Annotated in this window: 13 protein-coding genes; 9 read left to right on the top strand and 4 right to left on the bottom strand. The window is 37.8% G+C overall.

What is annotated here, in order from left to right:
* The first annotated feature begins 14 nt into the window (after positions 1 to 14).
* A complete protein-coding gene (locus SUSAZ_05095; GenBank protein AHC51395.1) occupies positions 15 to 845 on the top strand; it encodes a transporter in 831 nt (276 codons plus the stop codon).
* A 98-nt stretch (positions 846 to 943) separates the two neighbouring features.
* Here the strand turns inward: SUSAZ_05095 and SUSAZ_05090 are convergent, their stop codons facing one another.
* A complete protein-coding gene (locus SUSAZ_05090) occupies positions 944 to 1,282 on the bottom strand; it encodes a membrane protein (GenBank protein AHC51394.1) in 339 nt (112 codons plus the stop codon).
* 234 nt (positions 1,283 to 1,516) lie between these two features.
* Here SUSAZ_05090 and SUSAZ_05085 point away from each other — a divergent pair, with 234 nt between their 5' ends.
* The 4 genes from SUSAZ_05085 (at position 1,517) to SUSAZ_05070 (ending at position 6,194) form a co-directional block, all read left to right on the top strand.
* Positions 1,517 to 2,563, top strand: a complete 1,047-nt coding sequence (locus SUSAZ_05085; protein ID AHC51393.1) for an RNA helicase — start codon at positions 1,517 to 1,519, stop codon at positions 2,561 to 2,563.
* Between the two features lie 259 nt (positions 2,564 to 2,822).
* A complete protein-coding gene (locus tag SUSAZ_05080; GenBank protein ID AHC51392.1) occupies positions 2,823 to 3,920 on the top strand; it encodes a (4Fe-4S)-binding protein in 1,098 nt (365 codons plus the stop codon).
* On the top strand, positions 3,917 to 5,164 hold the full coding sequence (locus SUSAZ_05075) for a pyruvate ferredoxin oxidoreductase (GenBank protein ID AHC51391.1): 1,248 nt from the start codon (positions 3,917 to 3,919) through the stop codon (positions 5,162 to 5,164). The genes SUSAZ_05080 and SUSAZ_05075 overlap by 4 nt, the downstream gene beginning before the upstream one ends.
* Positions 5,165 to 5,177: 13 nt before the next feature.
* Positions 5,178 to 6,194, top strand: a complete 1,017-nt coding sequence (locus SUSAZ_05070; protein ID AHC51390.1) for a pyruvate synthase — start codon at positions 5,178 to 5,180, stop codon at positions 6,192 to 6,194.
* A gap of 38 nt (positions 6,195 to 6,232) precedes the next feature.
* On the opposite strand, the gene SUSAZ_05065 is transcribed toward SUSAZ_05070, so the two are convergent.
* The 3 genes from SUSAZ_05065 to SUSAZ_05055 all read right to left on the bottom strand — a co-directional run bounded on the left by SUSAZ_05065 (position 6,233) and on the right by SUSAZ_05055 (position 8,368).
* Positions 6,233 to 6,697, bottom strand: a complete 465-nt coding sequence (locus SUSAZ_05065; GenBank protein AHC51389.1) for an AsnC family transcriptional regulator — start codon at positions 6,695 to 6,697, stop codon at positions 6,233 to 6,235.
* A 265-nt stretch (positions 6,698 to 6,962) separates the two neighbouring features.
* Positions 6,963 to 7,949, bottom strand: a complete 987-nt coding sequence (locus SUSAZ_05060; GenBank protein ID AHC51388.1) for an alcohol dehydrogenase — start codon at positions 7,947 to 7,949, stop codon at positions 6,963 to 6,965.
* 173 nt (positions 7,950 to 8,122) lie between these two features.
* Positions 8,123 to 8,368 carry a hypothetical protein gene (locus tag SUSAZ_05055; protein ID AHC52488.1) on the bottom strand — a complete coding sequence of 82 codons (246 nt, stop codon included), beginning with the start codon at positions 8,366 to 8,368 and terminating at the stop codon, positions 8,123 to 8,125.
* Positions 8,369 to 8,709: 341 nt separating this feature from the next.
* On the opposite strand from SUSAZ_05055, the gene SUSAZ_05050 reads away from it, so the two are divergent.
* The 4 genes from SUSAZ_05050 (at position 8,710) to SUSAZ_05035 (ending at position 14,109) form a co-directional block, all read left to right on the top strand.
* Positions 8,710 to 10,242, top strand: a complete 1,533-nt coding sequence (locus SUSAZ_05050) for a hypothetical protein (protein ID AHC52487.1) — start codon at positions 8,710 to 8,712, stop codon at positions 10,240 to 10,242.
* Between the two features lie 273 nt (positions 10,243 to 10,515).
* A complete protein-coding gene (locus SUSAZ_05045) occupies positions 10,516 to 11,664 on the top strand; it encodes a carnitine dehydratase (GenBank protein ID AHC51387.1) in 1,149 nt (382 codons plus the stop codon).
* 220 nt (positions 11,665 to 11,884) lie between these two features.
* Positions 11,885 to 12,385 carry a MaoC family dehydratase gene (locus SUSAZ_05040; GenBank protein AHC51386.1) on the top strand — a complete coding sequence of 167 codons (501 nt, stop codon included), beginning with the start codon at positions 11,885 to 11,887 and terminating at the stop codon, positions 12,383 to 12,385.
* A gap of 206 nt (positions 12,386 to 12,591) precedes the next feature.
* Complete coding sequence (locus SUSAZ_05035) at positions 12,592 to 14,109, top strand: AMP-dependent synthetase (GenBank protein AHC51385.1); 1,518 nt, start codon at positions 12,592 to 12,594, stop codon at positions 14,107 to 14,109.
* Positions 14,110 to 14,163 lie beyond the last annotated feature (54 nt).

Here is a 14,163-nt window from a genome sequence, read left to right as displayed (position 1 = left end):
TCACTGGTTCTGTAATGCAGAGAGATACTATAACTTTTTTCAAGTGGATTATACCATTATCCTTAGCCTGGGGAATTGCATATCCTCTCACAAAGCTAGTGACATTTTCTGTTTCGCCAATACTGGTCAGTGTGGCAAGAGTAATAATAGGTACCATATTTTTTTACTTTCTAGGAAGAGGTTTCTCTATAGGAATTAAGCAATTCGTAAATGCCCTATTCAACGTAATCATTTTACTTGCCTCAGTTAATGTAGGAATATATTTATCCCCGAGTCCAGGTCTAGTAGCTACTATGATCTACACACAGCCCATTTTTGTGTTAGTTATAGAACTAATTCTGGGCAGTAAAATTAGCTTAAGGGGAATGTCAGGTGTGATAATAGGAGTGCTGGGGGTACTCATTTCAGCAACACTGTCCTTTAACATTGGTTTATTATCTGGAATAATGGGCTCTTTATCGTGGGCTATAGGAACTGTCTATTACTACAGGAACTTGTCGAAAGATAACGTAATCAAACTTAATGCCTTCATGTCATTGATCTCGATACCATTTTTGTCATCCTTAACTCCATTAGATTACTACTTTAATTTTAGTGTAACCAGTGTTGTACTTCTACTTATCCTGGCATTAATAGCGCAGGTAGCTGGATTTTACTTCTGGTTTAATGCAGTAAGGGACCTTGGGAGTGTAAGCGCCAGTACGGGTTCTCTATTGGTTCCCGTTATTGCATACTTGACGAGTATCTTAATCTTGAAAGTTATTCCCAACGTACCTGAGATAATAGGCTTAATTCTCATACTTATAGGAGTATACTTATCGTTAAATAGTAGGAATGGAAAGTAGTGTAATTCTCGATTGTGACAGATCAATAATAAGTTAAGCTAACCTATAAAATCTATGGAACCAATAGACGAAAAGGTAAAAGAACTTCAGATCGTTTATTAGGCTATTATTATTAACGCAAGTACTATTGCTATGAGAAGCACAAATGTTGCAAAAATAGTATTCTCAGTTGTCCTCGGTGTAAAAGTGTTGTTTTTCAAATCCTTTTCATTTCTCAAGTAGTTATAAGTACCATAGGCTATCATTATTCCTCCCAAAACTATCATGATCTCACCATAAATTACTGACGATCCTGTAGTCTTACCTCCCCTTAATACTTCAAGGAATAATGCGAATCTCGCTATCACAAAACCGAAACCTATTAATGCGATTCCTGTTCTTATCCATGCAAGAAAGGTCCTCTCGTTAGCTAAATGGTCTGATGGTGAAGAGGTCATAAATCTATTTATGAACTGTGGAATTTAAAGAATAACATTCGTGTTGGAAGATACATGAATAGATGGATTATGGATATCATAAAGTTCTATTTCGATGTCACCTTTACAAAATGACGAAAGCCTCGCCCTTTAGGGCGGAGAGGAAGTCAGCTGACTTTCCCCCTAAAAAGCAAGGCTTTCTTCATTTCATAGTTCACTCAACTTTATTAGTGTCAATATTCCAGTATCACTGTTATGTTCGAAAATCTAAGTATTGAAATGAGGAATGCATTGAGTGACGCTAATTATGAAAAACCTACAAGGGTTCAACAGGAAGTAATTCCTAGGCTTCTTGTGGGAAAAAGCGTAATAGTCCAAGCAAAGACAGGATCTGGTAAAACAGCCTCCTACTTAATCCCTATCCTAGAGAGCGGGAAGACAGCCTTGATTCTCTCTCCTACCAGAGAGCTGGCATCACAGATACTTGATGAGCTCAGGAAGTTAGGTAAATACAAACAGGTTGATTTTAGTCTAGTTATAGGAGGAGTGAAGTATGAAGGACAGAAACAGGCTAGGATAGTTATAGGTACTCCCGGTAGATTATTGGATTTGTGGAGCAAGGAAGAAATTGACTTTTCGAAATTTGAGGTAGTCATAATTGATGAGGCTGATCGGATGCTTGATATGGGATTTATTGACGATATAAGAATGATATTAAATAACTCAAAGCCTGAAATAGTAGGTCTATTTTCAGCAACTATACCAGAGAAGATCGCCGAACTAGCCACAGAGTTCTCACCTGATGCAGAGAAAATAGTACTAGATGAGTACAAACCTGTAGAGGAAGTACAGCATGAATTCATAAGAGCTAGAAATGACTGGACTGATAAGGTGGCTAAACTACTGGATGAGATAGATGGAAAAGATAAGATAATAGTCTTCACTAGAACTAGGGAGAGAGCCAAGAGATTACATTACCTTCTGGAGAACAAGGGGATAAGAAACGGCTTGCTGAGTGGAGATATGCCACAGTCAGTGAGGATGAAGAACTTTTATGGCTTTAAGAACGGTAGATACAACATACTAGTGGCAACTGATCTGGCTTCAAGGGGAATTGACGTAATAGATGTAAATATAATAATTAATTTTGACGCTCCTAGAGACATTGAGACATATATACATAGGGTTGGGAGAACTGGGAGGATGGGCAGAAAAGGTATTGCGATAACGTTTTACACATTTGATGAGAGTAACATTATAAAACGAATTAAGGACTTAATCAGCGCTAAAATAGTCGAGTAATAGTGAAAATATTACGCTTCATATAGTTGTGTCTTTTATTCCTTAACTTATAGTATGAGTTAACCTTCTCTTTTTCCTAGTTCTGAAACCAGTTTTAGCTTTGTAGTAATTAAGAATTAATGTATTTTACAGTAAACTATAGTTGCAAATTTTTTAAATACTTTCCCATACTCATGACTTTAAAGTTAGATAGGACAAAATATATTTTGTTAAAATTTTATATTAATGTATATATACTAAGATAAAAAAATATATTTTGATGAGAGTGCAATCAGGAGAGCCGGTATATGTAGAGATCACGTATAGGGGCATATTTCAGAAAAGACTAGCCAAGTACATAGCTGAGGGCATTGTCTACACAGCCAGAGAGATGGGAAAACCAGCCCTTTCATTTGGAAGGTATGGAGACTCCCCTGAGAGAAATGGAGTGCCAGCTAAATATTATGTTGGAATAGGAAATGGAATAAGCGAAGAAGACCTAATAGGATACTCAACTAGAGTTGAACCAGATCTTGTTGACAGTATCATTGTAGTTGATGACACTTTACTAAAGGGTGTGGAATCGTGGGCATGGCAAGGAGTTCAACCAATAAACCTGAAACTTAAGGAGAATGGTACAATGATAGTGACTTCTAACAGAAGATTGGATGAATTGGCAAAGATGGTTCCCAAGAAGAATTTTGACTGGACTTTAGGTGTAGTGAAGGGTGATACGTCATTTTCTGGTCTATGGGTATTCAAGGACGACTTAACTATGGAGAAAATATGGGGGGCATTGGCGAGATTAAGACCAGATATAATCGACCTTGAACACCTTGTGAAATTTGTGAGCGAAAAGAAGACTAATCCTGAAAAGAGAATTTCTGCAATAAAAGAGGCATATTCTTCAGTCGATTACAGAAGGATCATGAGGGGAGAGGGGATAGACTTCCCTTACAATCCACCTAGACTATTAACTTGGCAAGAAATGCTAGATGGCGCAGTAGTACCCGCAGTCCCTAGAGGTGGAAGAAATGAGCAATTTAAGAGGGGGACAACAAAATCAGAGAGACCTACCGTAAACTTCGACACATGTATTAAATGCAAATTGTGCTGGATTTACTGTCCTGACGAGTGTTTTGATGAAACACCTGATGGTTATTATGACATTGCTTATGATTACTGTGTAGGCTGTGGAATTTGCGCGGAAGTTTGTCCTGTAAAGGATTGTATAGTCATGGTTGATGAGAAGATGTTTACAGATTATAGGAGACCGTATGGAATGTGGAAGGAAAATAAGGTGAAGTATAAGGATTGGCTAAATCAGGTCAGACAAGCAAGAAAAGAAAGGGTGTACGTTCCGGGGTTGGGAAGATGACTGAGACTAGAAAATTAATTGAAAAAGAAGTATTAATGAATGGAACACAAGCTGTAGCTCATGCCGCAATGTATGCTGATGTGGATGTTGTTACAGCATATCCTATTAGACCATACACTGAGGTAATGGATACTATTTCTAAGTTAATAGCAGACGGTGAATTGGATGCTGAGTTCGTTATTGCCGAGGGGGAGCATGGACAGTTTGAAGCTGTCAAACATGCCTCCTTAGTTGGTGCAAGAACTCTAGTGGGCAGTAGTGGTACAGGCTGGATGTATGGAATGGAGGCGATAGTTGTTACTGCAACAGATAGAGCACCTGTGGTTGCGATAATTGGAAATAGAGCATTAGACGATCCTGGAGCCTATGGTGTAGAACATAATGACGCATTGATGGTCAGAGATGTTGGTTGGTTACTGGTCTGGGTTGATACTGCACAGGAGGCATTTGACACTACCCTTATTGCTTACAGGGTTGGTGAGGATCCTAGAGTACTATTACCCGTAGGTGTGTCAATGGATGGAGGTTTTCTAACCCATGCAGAGCAAATAGTGAGATTACCACCTAAAGAATTGGCAAAAGAGTTTCTTCCCCCTTATAATAGGGGCAAATACATGGTTCATCCTGATAACCCGATATCTGTAGCTCCACAGGTAAATGAAGACTGGGTAATGGAGTTGAGAAGACAGCATGATGAAGCAATGGAAAGGGCAAGGAATGTGATTGTAGAGGCTTATGATAATTTTAAGAAGGTATTTGGAAGATATCCAGGAACTACTAAGGAGATTGAGTTACCTGAAAATCCTTTTGTGGAACCATTCATGACGGATGATGCTGAAGTTATCTTAGTAGGGATGGGAACTGTGTCTAAACCAATGAAGGTGGCAATAAAGAAGATGAGGCAAGAGGGGTATAAGGCTGGAATGCTAAGATTAAGGTGGTTCAGACCATTTCCCACGCAGGACGTAATGAAATACCTAGGCAATACAAGAGTAGTATGCGTAGTTGACAGGGATTACTCAATTGGATCACCAAATAGGGGAGGGGCTGTGTATCAGGAAATAAGATCAGCATTATATGACTTAGATCAGAGACCAAAGGTTTTAGGATTCATAGGAGGTTTAGGTGGAAGGGAAGTAACAATACAAGATGTAGAGAAAATAATCAAGATCGGTTATGAGCATAGGGATACCCCCATAACTAAGCCCGTATATTGGGCAGGAGTTAGAGGTGATCCCTGGTAAAAGGTGATCAGGTATGGTGGAGAAGGAAAGAGAGGAAAGAGCGTATAAAACAATTATTAAGACAATAAAAGACGCTCCCTTAGAGGAGTTTTATACATCAGGTCATAGAACCTGTCAAGGGTGCGAGTCAGCACTACTGATGAGATTCCTAGCTAAATCTGCCGGACCAAGAACAATAGTGATAGGAGCCACAGGTTGTATGTATGTAGCCAATACGACGTACTATACAACGTCATGGGTTGTACCATGGGTGCATACACAATTAGGAGGTTCAGGGGCAGCGGCATTAGGTACTGCAGCAGCGCTTAAAGCGCTAATGAGGAAAGGTAAAATTAAACAAGAACCTATAAACGTTATCGCCTTTTGCGGTGATTTAGGCTGTGCAGATATGGGACTGTCAGGTGTATCGAATGCTATGACTTATGACTACAATTTACTTATAATACTCTATGACAATGAGTCCTCAGCTAACACGGATATTCAGGAGACTAGTATGACACCTTACGGTGCTCAGACAACCTTCAGTAGACCCGGAAAGGTAAGAAGAATAATGAAGAGGAGATGGAAAAAGAGTGTTGTCCCTATGATTATAGCAGGACACAGAACAATTAAATATGCTGCTACAATGAATCCTGCCTACCCACTGGACGGTCTTAATAAAATTAGAAAAGCATTAGAGATAGGTGGACCGACATTTATACACTCCCTGGACCCATGTCCTAAAGGATGGGACTATGATCCTCAATTCTCCCATGAACTTGGAGTACTAGCAGTGGAGACAGGAATATGGCCCTTGTATGAGTACATTGAAGGTAAGATAGTATATGATGAGCCAACAAAGAGCATTGTGGAAGGACGAACTAAAAGAAAGCCCGTGAGGGAGTTCTTGGAGAAGCAAGGAAGATTCTCCCACTTCACCGAAGAAGACGTGGAATATTTCCAGAGAATGGTCGATGAGATGTATGAGGATTGGGAAATACCAGGAGTTATGCCGATAAAATCACTTAACGTGAAAATTGACGATAACTAAAGAGAAAAATGAAAGATAAAATTTTTCTTTTTACTTTTTTACAGTAATATAGATGGATCTATCTTATATCTCTCAATTATTCTAGAGATCGAGACACTCTTAATCCCCTTAATATTGTAAAGTCTGTTCGTGATAAATTGATGCGCACTAGACTCATCCTTAAAGATCATATGAATGTGTAATTTTGGACCACTATCGAGTCCATAAATTCGGGCAACTTCAGGAATTTGACCTAACTCTTGGGCGACCTTCTTTATGGAGTACGGCACAGTCTCAACTTCCATAACTAATGACACACTTAAACCTAAATTAAGCCTATCAACAACTGCAACATATCCTCTTATTATTTGTGAGTCTTCAAGCCTCTTAATCCTATATCTCACTGTGCTAATGGGGATTCCCAACTCATCTGATAATTCCTTTAAACTTTTTTTAGCGTTATACCTAAGTATGTTGAGAATTGTTTCATCAATATCATCTAGCTTGATTGAACTAACACTCATTAATTATTAAATATATTTACAAACATAAAAGAGTTATTACAAGAAATGTAAGAATCGCTTTTGATGACTTGAAACTTTAACTTATTTTGAGCCAATAATATTACAATTTTTACAAATTTGACGTCACGTGATGTTAAATTTTTAACGTAATTTTGACGTCCTGTTAATCAATAAAAGACGTTTAAAACTTATTTAATCATGTTTATGAATAAAACTGGACAAAGTTGGTAATTTCCTTAAGAATTACTAAAAAAGAGGACTATGGTTAGTAAACCTCCTGAATGAACTTCTTTGCATCATCTACGGACAGTTTAGTAGGATTTCCACTATTATTTGATAATTGTGAAAATATTTCAGCATATTTAAGAGCTTCCTCTAGACTAGTGTACTCAGACAATTTTCTCCTGACACCAATTTCCATAAGGAAGTTATCTAGAAATTCGTACAGAGGTTTGTCCTTTTCAATTGATTTCAGTTTCTCCTTAGATGCCTCATAATTAAATTTGATAGCTGTTGGAAGGGATATACATGAAGTGTAACCATGAGGAATGTTAAACCTGGGTCCGAAAACATAGCCAAACATATGGCTCATGCCCATTCTCGCATACCTCATGGTGAGAGATGACAGCCAAACTCCTATTTGGCACTCTAACCTACTGTCTAGAGAATCAATATCCCTAAGGCAATTTACAATTTTATGAAAGCCTTCCTTGGCTAATGAATCCACAAAAGGTGTAGAATCCCTCGAATAAAGGGCTTCAACTGCGTGATCAATTGACCTCACTGCAGATGACACGAGTAACCATTTAGGTGTTTCAAGGGTAGCCCTGGGGTCGAGTATTACGATATCGGGCTCTTTTCCTAGCTTACTCCTCTTCAAGCCTTGTGTTGTATAGCCTCCACTCCTAGTGTGTTCAGCTCCAGATAAGGTTGTAGGAATTACTATGTACTTAGTTTTCTCCTCTAAAACCAACTTTAGACCATCAATTATACTTCCTCCCCCTAATCCTATGATAATCTCGTAGTTCCCTACCTTTTCCTTTAATACAATAACGTCATCTTCTGGAACGTGCTGCCGTGGACCCTCTATTACATCTGCATTAACTAACCTAGTCACCAATGAAAGAGTCTTACCCTGCAATAGACTTCTGGTGGTAACTATTCCTACCTTAGACGACTTCAAATTGGCTAACCAATCTAAGGCGTCCTTACCGTATATGACCTGGGTAGATGGGTATTCCACTTTGTACATGTTAATAGAATATTCTTTAATACGTTTTAATAGTTGTTTTGTCAACATGGAAGGCATATATAGGACAAGCCAAAATTAGAGTAACATAAATACATTTTTTCTTCAATACGCAATTTCCCTATTCAAATTAATTGGTTAAATAAAGAAAAAATCTACTCGCTTTTTATCCTAAATTAATGTTCCTCATATCCTTTTGGTATCTTCCTATTACCGATTACACCACTAAATAAACCTAATAATATGCCCACCAAGTTTGCTGCAATCCCTACCGCCGTAATAGCTGTAGATTCGGAACTTATGCCTATAATATCTATTGCTACTCCTATAAGCAATATTGCCCAGCCAATCACGTAAATAACAGTATCAGATACGTTAACAATCCCTTTATGGATTACGTAATCATCGTCTTTCTTTTCCATAAATAAAATTTATTTTTTAGATTTAAAAATTTTGTCAACGATAACTATTAAATTATATTGAAAAAATTTTGAAAATCACTGTCCTCAGAATTAACATAAATGCAATAAACTGTCACATTAAGTCGTAAAAATATCATTATAGGCGCAAATTTTCAAAAGTATTAAACGTCAATAGTTACAAGACTATTTTGCAAACTGTAATGATAGATTACGATGTCAGTTATAAGAATAGCAGTTCTTCAACCTTGATTTTGAAATTTTTATATGTAGTTTTCATTATGATTGATAATATTAAGTTTTTATATTTCATAAAATATAACTATATTATAGAGGGAAATTAAATGGAACAGAAAAGCAAGATTCCTTCTCTTTTTGGAGAGTACACCGTTTTAGTTGATGATGTCGGGAGGAAGTACAGAATCGGGGAGGATCCTAAAAGTATTTCAAAGAGGTTGTTGGGATATCCAATAAACAGAAATTTAATTTTACTCAGTGCATTTTTGGCGTTCTTCTCTGGTAGTGTATTCCAATACGGATGGAGTGCAGCCTCAAAAACTGTAATTAGCCATTATGGCTGGTCACTAGTAGCTGCCTTCTTCGTATTCACCGTTTACACCGTTTTTCAATCAACTGTCACAGCCTATATTTATCAGAGGTTTAGAGAGAAGGGTTTGATAAGTCTAAGGAGAAGTTTACTGATTGCTGCAGGAAGTATGATCCTAGCCTACTATTTATTTGCAAACGCTTTCCAACCATGGATTGCATATCTTGGGTACTCAGTTATAGGAGGTTTAGCAGCAGGTATTGGTTATGCTGCAGGGGGAGGGATGGTAAACAAATGGTACCCTGACAAGAGAGGTTGGAGATTGGGAATAATAGATGGTGCCTATGGCTATGGGGCTGTCCCATTTATCGTACTCTACCTGTATTACTTCCAGGGGACGTATTTCCAGGAAGTCCTTTACATCATAGGAGGTACAATTGCAATACTGACACTGATATCTTCATTTTTCGCAGTAGATCCGCCTAAAAACTGGTGGCCTAAAGATGTTGACCCGATACTAGCTAGGCAGGCTAAATTAAAGTCTAAAGAGTTGAAAGTGAACCCACCTGCAGTAGCCCACTTTACCCCTAAGGAAATGATAGCAACCAGACAAGGCAAAGCTCAATTCGTATCATTCACCTTAGCTTTATCTGCATCACTGTTTACAACTGCATATTATGTAACTTTTGCAAACCAAATGGGATTTAAATTAGGTATATTCTTGCTACTTGGGTCAATAGGTTTTCCTCTTGCCAATGGTATAGGTAGGGGATTCCAAGGACTAGTATCTAATTACATTGGGAGAAAGGAAATGGCAGCTTTAAGCTATGCAATGTTAGGCTTGGGAAGCCTGGGCGTATTATATGCAGGTTTAGCCCATATTTCATGGTTATGGGCTGTATTTGCTGTGATTGCTGGTCTTGCTGCTGGATCTCCGTACACCTTTAACTGGCTATTAGTCGCTGATCAGTTCGGAGAGAACAGTATGGGGAAGAATTGGAGTCTACCATATATGTTGAAAGGTGTAGGAGGCACGTTTGCCGGACTTGGAGCATCAATAATATTAACGCTTCTGTCTGGAGGTACATTAGGTAATGTAATTACAGGAGTAAAGACTATCACTGTATTTGCGTGGACAGTAACTTTTTGGATAGGAGCTATATTAGCTTTATCTGCAGCATTAATTGTATGGTTCCTTCAGAAGAGACCCACGCTAGAAGATTATGTTAAAGCAAGAATTAAGTTAAATGAACCTATTCAACCTGAAATTGTGTCAAATATCGGTGAGGATAAGCTGAAGAAGATAACACAGGAAGTTAGGGGAAGATAAATAGTCATTGAGAGCTTTATCTTAAGAAAATTTATGATTTTTCCACAAACTGGTTCTAAAAGAAAATGTTTTTGGAGTGAGTTTTTACATAGAGTATCTTTAAACAACTCATTTATCTAGGTTTATATCACTACACCACTCTAGTTCATCATCCATCTTAATACCTTAGTTACACCCAATGGATTACAAAGCCGAGGAGCTTTGAAAGGATAAGGTCAAATGAACGGGAGGAACAGGAGGTCTCCCTCCTAAGGAAACTTAAAATCTTTGTTAATGAGTATAATTCCCATGAGAGTAGTCGAGCTGAGCAACAACATTTCCGCCCCTTTAGTTGGTCAAATCCTATCAGAGTTGGGAGCTGATGTAATAAAGGTAGAACCGCCCAAAGGGGATGATAGAAGAGGAGTAAAACCTGAAATAGACGGTGTTGGAGTTTACTTTGCCAGTGTTAACAAGGGAAAGAGAAGCGTATCAATTGATTTGAAGAAGCCAGAGGGATATGAGATTTTTAAGAAAATAGTAGCTACAGCTGACGTCATAATAACTAATTACAGACCTTCAGCACTTAAGAAATTGCGCATAGATTATGAGAGCGTGAAGAACCAAGTAAACCCTAAAATAATTTATTGCTCTATTACAGGATTTGGTAACTTTACAGAAGAGGCTGATAAACCGGCTTATGACACAACTATTTTAGCCCTAAGTGGTCTCATGGATATGACTGGGGAGGAAAATCCAGTGAAGTTCGCAACCTCAATTTCCGACATAACTACTGCACTTTTCTCCACAATTCTAATATTGTGGTATTATAATCAGGGAGGACCTGTATTCATAGATGTACCAATGATCTACACTCAGTTCTACTTAATGTTAGAAGATGCTTATATGTACTTGAACACAGGAATTTTGCCCAAAAGAATGGGCTCTGCTCACAGATATTTAGTGCCCTATCAAGCCTTCAAGACAAAGAATGGATACATCTATGTTGCAACATTCAATAATGAGCAGTACACTAACTTATGTAAAGCCTTAGGCAGGGAGGATTTGTTGGTATATGACACTCAAGAAAGTAGAGTAAAAAATAGGGAGTATATAGCCAGGGAGTTGCAAAAGATATTTGAAACTAATACCAGAGAGTTTTGGATAAAGAAGCTCAATGAGGCTGATGTGCCTGTTGCACCGATATTAAACCTTGCGGAGGCTTTTCAGATGTATGGGAATAAACTGGTTTACGAAAGGAGGAGTTTGAGATATGTGAGATTCCCTGCCAATGTTAAGGACAAGAGGGAACCTGGGACAGGACTGCCTGCACCTAAATTGGGGGAGCATACTATTGAAGTCCTTAAAGAAATAGGTTATAGGGAGAAAGAAATTGAGGAGTTCATAAGTAAAGGAATTGTTATTTTGAACAACAAGGGTTGATTTTTCTTAATCCCGTGGAATCATAATTTAGGTGGTTAGCTATTTTTGTGCACCTGCTCGTTGTAGAATAACATGTTTTTAAACTGAGGACTGTATGGTTAATTGTTCATTTTATCTAGATCTCATCTTAACAAAAGTGAGCGTCTTTTTGCATGTTATCAATAAAGTTCATGGAAGACCATTAAATAACCTTTATATTGCATGAGCATAATATTCACTTATGTCAGAGCAGGGTCCTTTCTTTGAAGATTTTAAGGTAGGTCAAAGGTTCAGAAGTAAGGTTGGCAGAACTCTCACAGATGTTGACAATATATGGTTCACTTTGTTGACAAACAACTCTAACCAAATTCACTTTAACAGAGACTATACTGAGAAATATTTTTCTGGAGAACCTTTCAAAGGGAGGCTTGTTGTTAATGGATTCCTTACTCTTGCCATAGTAGCAGGGTTATTAGTTGAACTAACAAGTCAAAACGGTTTTATGCTAGGGATAGAGAACGTAAAATTTATGAATCCAGTATTCGCAGGAGATACGATTTACGGTGAAGCAGAAGTAATAGAGGCTAGAGAATCGAAGAGTAGACCTGGATTTGGAATAGTCAAAATAAGAACGTGGGGGTACAATCAGAGAGGAGAGAAAATAGTGGAATTTGATAGAGTTTTCATGGTGAGGAAGAGGAATTCAGTGTGGAGTGAAGAGAAAAGTACTGAGAAACCATAATGAAGTTATACATATAAAAATTAAAGTTAGGTTAGTGCTGAAACTTGGTGGAATTCTAACCTCAGACTATAATTAAATGGTTGTGATATATTGTTCTGTGATAGATAATCCTGGGATTCCAAGATAACTTGGGTTGACGTTTAGGTTGCTTTATATCGTGCAATTATAATCTAATCTTTATTAATGTTAAAATGAATTTTTAATTAATGGATTCAACAATAATGGATTATAATCTTAATTTAAAAGCAATTTTTTGGAGAGTAGAGCATATATATCATGAACAAGAAATTATATCTAGAACACATAACAGTATAGTGAGATATACATACAAAGATTTCTCTGAGAGAGTGAGAAAATTAGCTAGTTTTTTAAGGACTAAAAACCTTGCTGGTGAAAATATAGCCACCATAGCCTGGAATACCCACAGACACTTGGAACTTTATTTTGCCGTACCCTTACTTGGAGGTGTTTTGCATACTGTCAATGTCAGATTTCATCCCTCAGAGATGGAATATGTAATAAAAGAGATGGAAGATAAGGCAGTATTTATTGATAGGGACATCTCGTATAAAGGTGATAATGTTACCGTCTTAGATGAAAGATATGATGACGAAATTAATTCATTTGAGCCTCTAATGGATCTTCCAGATATTGACGAGAAAATGGGAGCTGTTGCCTGTTTTACCTCAGGAACCACAGGAAAACCTAAAGGTGTAATATATAGCCATAGGAGTATATTTATCCACTCATTATCATTATTGGCTAAGGACGTTGTGGGAATATCTTCTCATGACACTGTCATGCACTTAGTTCCAATGTTTCACATATCCGCATGGGATCTACCATTCGCTTCGTTGATGACTGGAGCTAAACTGGTTTTGCCAGGACCTAGACCAAAGGCAGAGGATATTGTATACTTGATCAAACGTTATAATGTTTCAATAGGTGCTGGGGCACCAACAGTTTGGATCGATGTCCTAAATTACGTGGAGAGGGAAAAAATGGATCTGTCTCCCCTTAAAGTTGTTGTTACAGGAGGAGCTGAACCGCCTCAAGGGTTAATGAGAAAACTGAAAGAGCTAGGCGTAAGGACATACCATGCTTGGGGAATGACAGAAACCGAGGCAATTGCAACTGTAAACCAGAGTGATAGCGTGGAGGAATTATCAAAGCAAGGATACCCAATGCCCGGTTTTGAAATAGGATTAATGGATGAAAATAACAGGAGCCTTCCCTGGGACGGAAAGAGTGTTGGAGAACTAGTAGCCAGGGGTGCCTTCGTGACAAAGAAATATTATAAACAATCAGATATGATCGTGAATGATTTCATTAGGACTGGTGACGTTGCTAAAATATACCCTGATGGTAATGTAAAGGTAGTTGATAGATTGAAGGACTTGATCAAGAGTGGAGGAGAGTGGATAAGCTCAGTGGACTTGGAGAACGCTATAATGTCATATGAGAAAGTACTTGAAGCTGTGGTAGTTGGCATAAAGGATGAGAAATGGGGAGAGAGACCAATTGCTTTAGTCGTAAAGAAGCCTGATAGAGACGTAAACGCTGAGGAAATAATAACATACTTGAAGTCATTAGGAAGATTTCCTAACTGGTGGATGCCAGAGAAAATTATATTCGTTGACTCAATTCCCAAGACTAGTACAGGAAAATTGGATAAGAAGGTAATAAGAGATATGCTAAAAACTAAGTATGATAATAAACTGTAATATATAAAGTAAAATATTCTCTAGAAATGACTATAATGTTTAAACTTAAATTAT

The organism is Sulfolobus acidocaldarius SUSAZ (assembly GCA_000508305.1).
Lineage (GTDB): Archaea > Thermoproteota > Thermoprotei_A > Sulfolobales > Sulfolobaceae > Sulfolobus > Sulfolobus acidocaldarius_A.
Note: the sequence above shows the minus strand (reverse complement) of the source record. Positions and strands in the feature narration are given on the sequence as shown.

What these genes read in the sequence shown, in the direction of transcription:
- SUSAZ_05095 (AHC51395.1), top strand. Translation starts at nt 15, where the DNA reads ATGCAGAGAGATACTATAACTTTTTTCAAGTGGATTATACCATTATCC.
- SUSAZ_05090 (AHC51394.1), bottom strand. Translation starts at nt 1,282, where the DNA reads ATGACCTCTTCACCATCAGACCATTTAGCTAACGAGAGGACCTTTCTT.
- SUSAZ_05085 (AHC51393.1), top strand. Translation starts at nt 1,517, where the DNA reads ATGTTCGAAAATCTAAGTATTGAAATGAGGAATGCATTGAGTGACGCT.
- SUSAZ_05080 (AHC51392.1), top strand. Translation starts at nt 2,823, where the DNA reads ATGAGAGTGCAATCAGGAGAGCCGGTATATGTAGAGATCACGTATAGG.
- SUSAZ_05075 (AHC51391.1), top strand. Translation starts at nt 3,917, where the DNA reads ATGACTGAGACTAGAAAATTAATTGAAAAAGAAGTATTAATGAATGGA.
- SUSAZ_05070 (AHC51390.1), top strand. Translation starts at nt 5,178, where the DNA reads ATGGTGGAGAAGGAAAGAGAGGAAAGAGCGTATAAAACAATTATTAAG.
- SUSAZ_05065 (AHC51389.1), bottom strand. Translation starts at nt 6,697, where the DNA reads ATGAGTGTTAGTTCAATCAAGCTAGATGATATTGATGAAACAATTCTC.
- SUSAZ_05060 (AHC51388.1), bottom strand. Translation starts at nt 7,949, where the DNA reads ATGTACAAAGTGGAATACCCATCTACCCAGGTCATATACGGTAAGGAC.
- SUSAZ_05055 (AHC52488.1), bottom strand. Translation starts at nt 8,368, where the DNA reads ATGGAAAAGAAAGACGATGATTACGTAATCCATAAAGGGATTGTTAAC.
- SUSAZ_05050 (AHC52487.1), top strand. Translation starts at nt 8,710, where the DNA reads ATGGAACAGAAAAGCAAGATTCCTTCTCTTTTTGGAGAGTACACCGTT.
- SUSAZ_05045 (AHC51387.1), top strand. Translation starts at nt 10,516, where the DNA reads ATGAGTATAATTCCCATGAGAGTAGTCGAGCTGAGCAACAACATTTCC.
- SUSAZ_05040 (AHC51386.1), top strand. Translation starts at nt 11,885, where the DNA reads ATGTCAGAGCAGGGTCCTTTCTTTGAAGATTTTAAGGTAGGTCAAAGG.
- SUSAZ_05035 (AHC51385.1), top strand. Translation starts at nt 12,592, where the DNA reads ATGGATTCAACAATAATGGATTATAATCTTAATTTAAAAGCAATTTTT.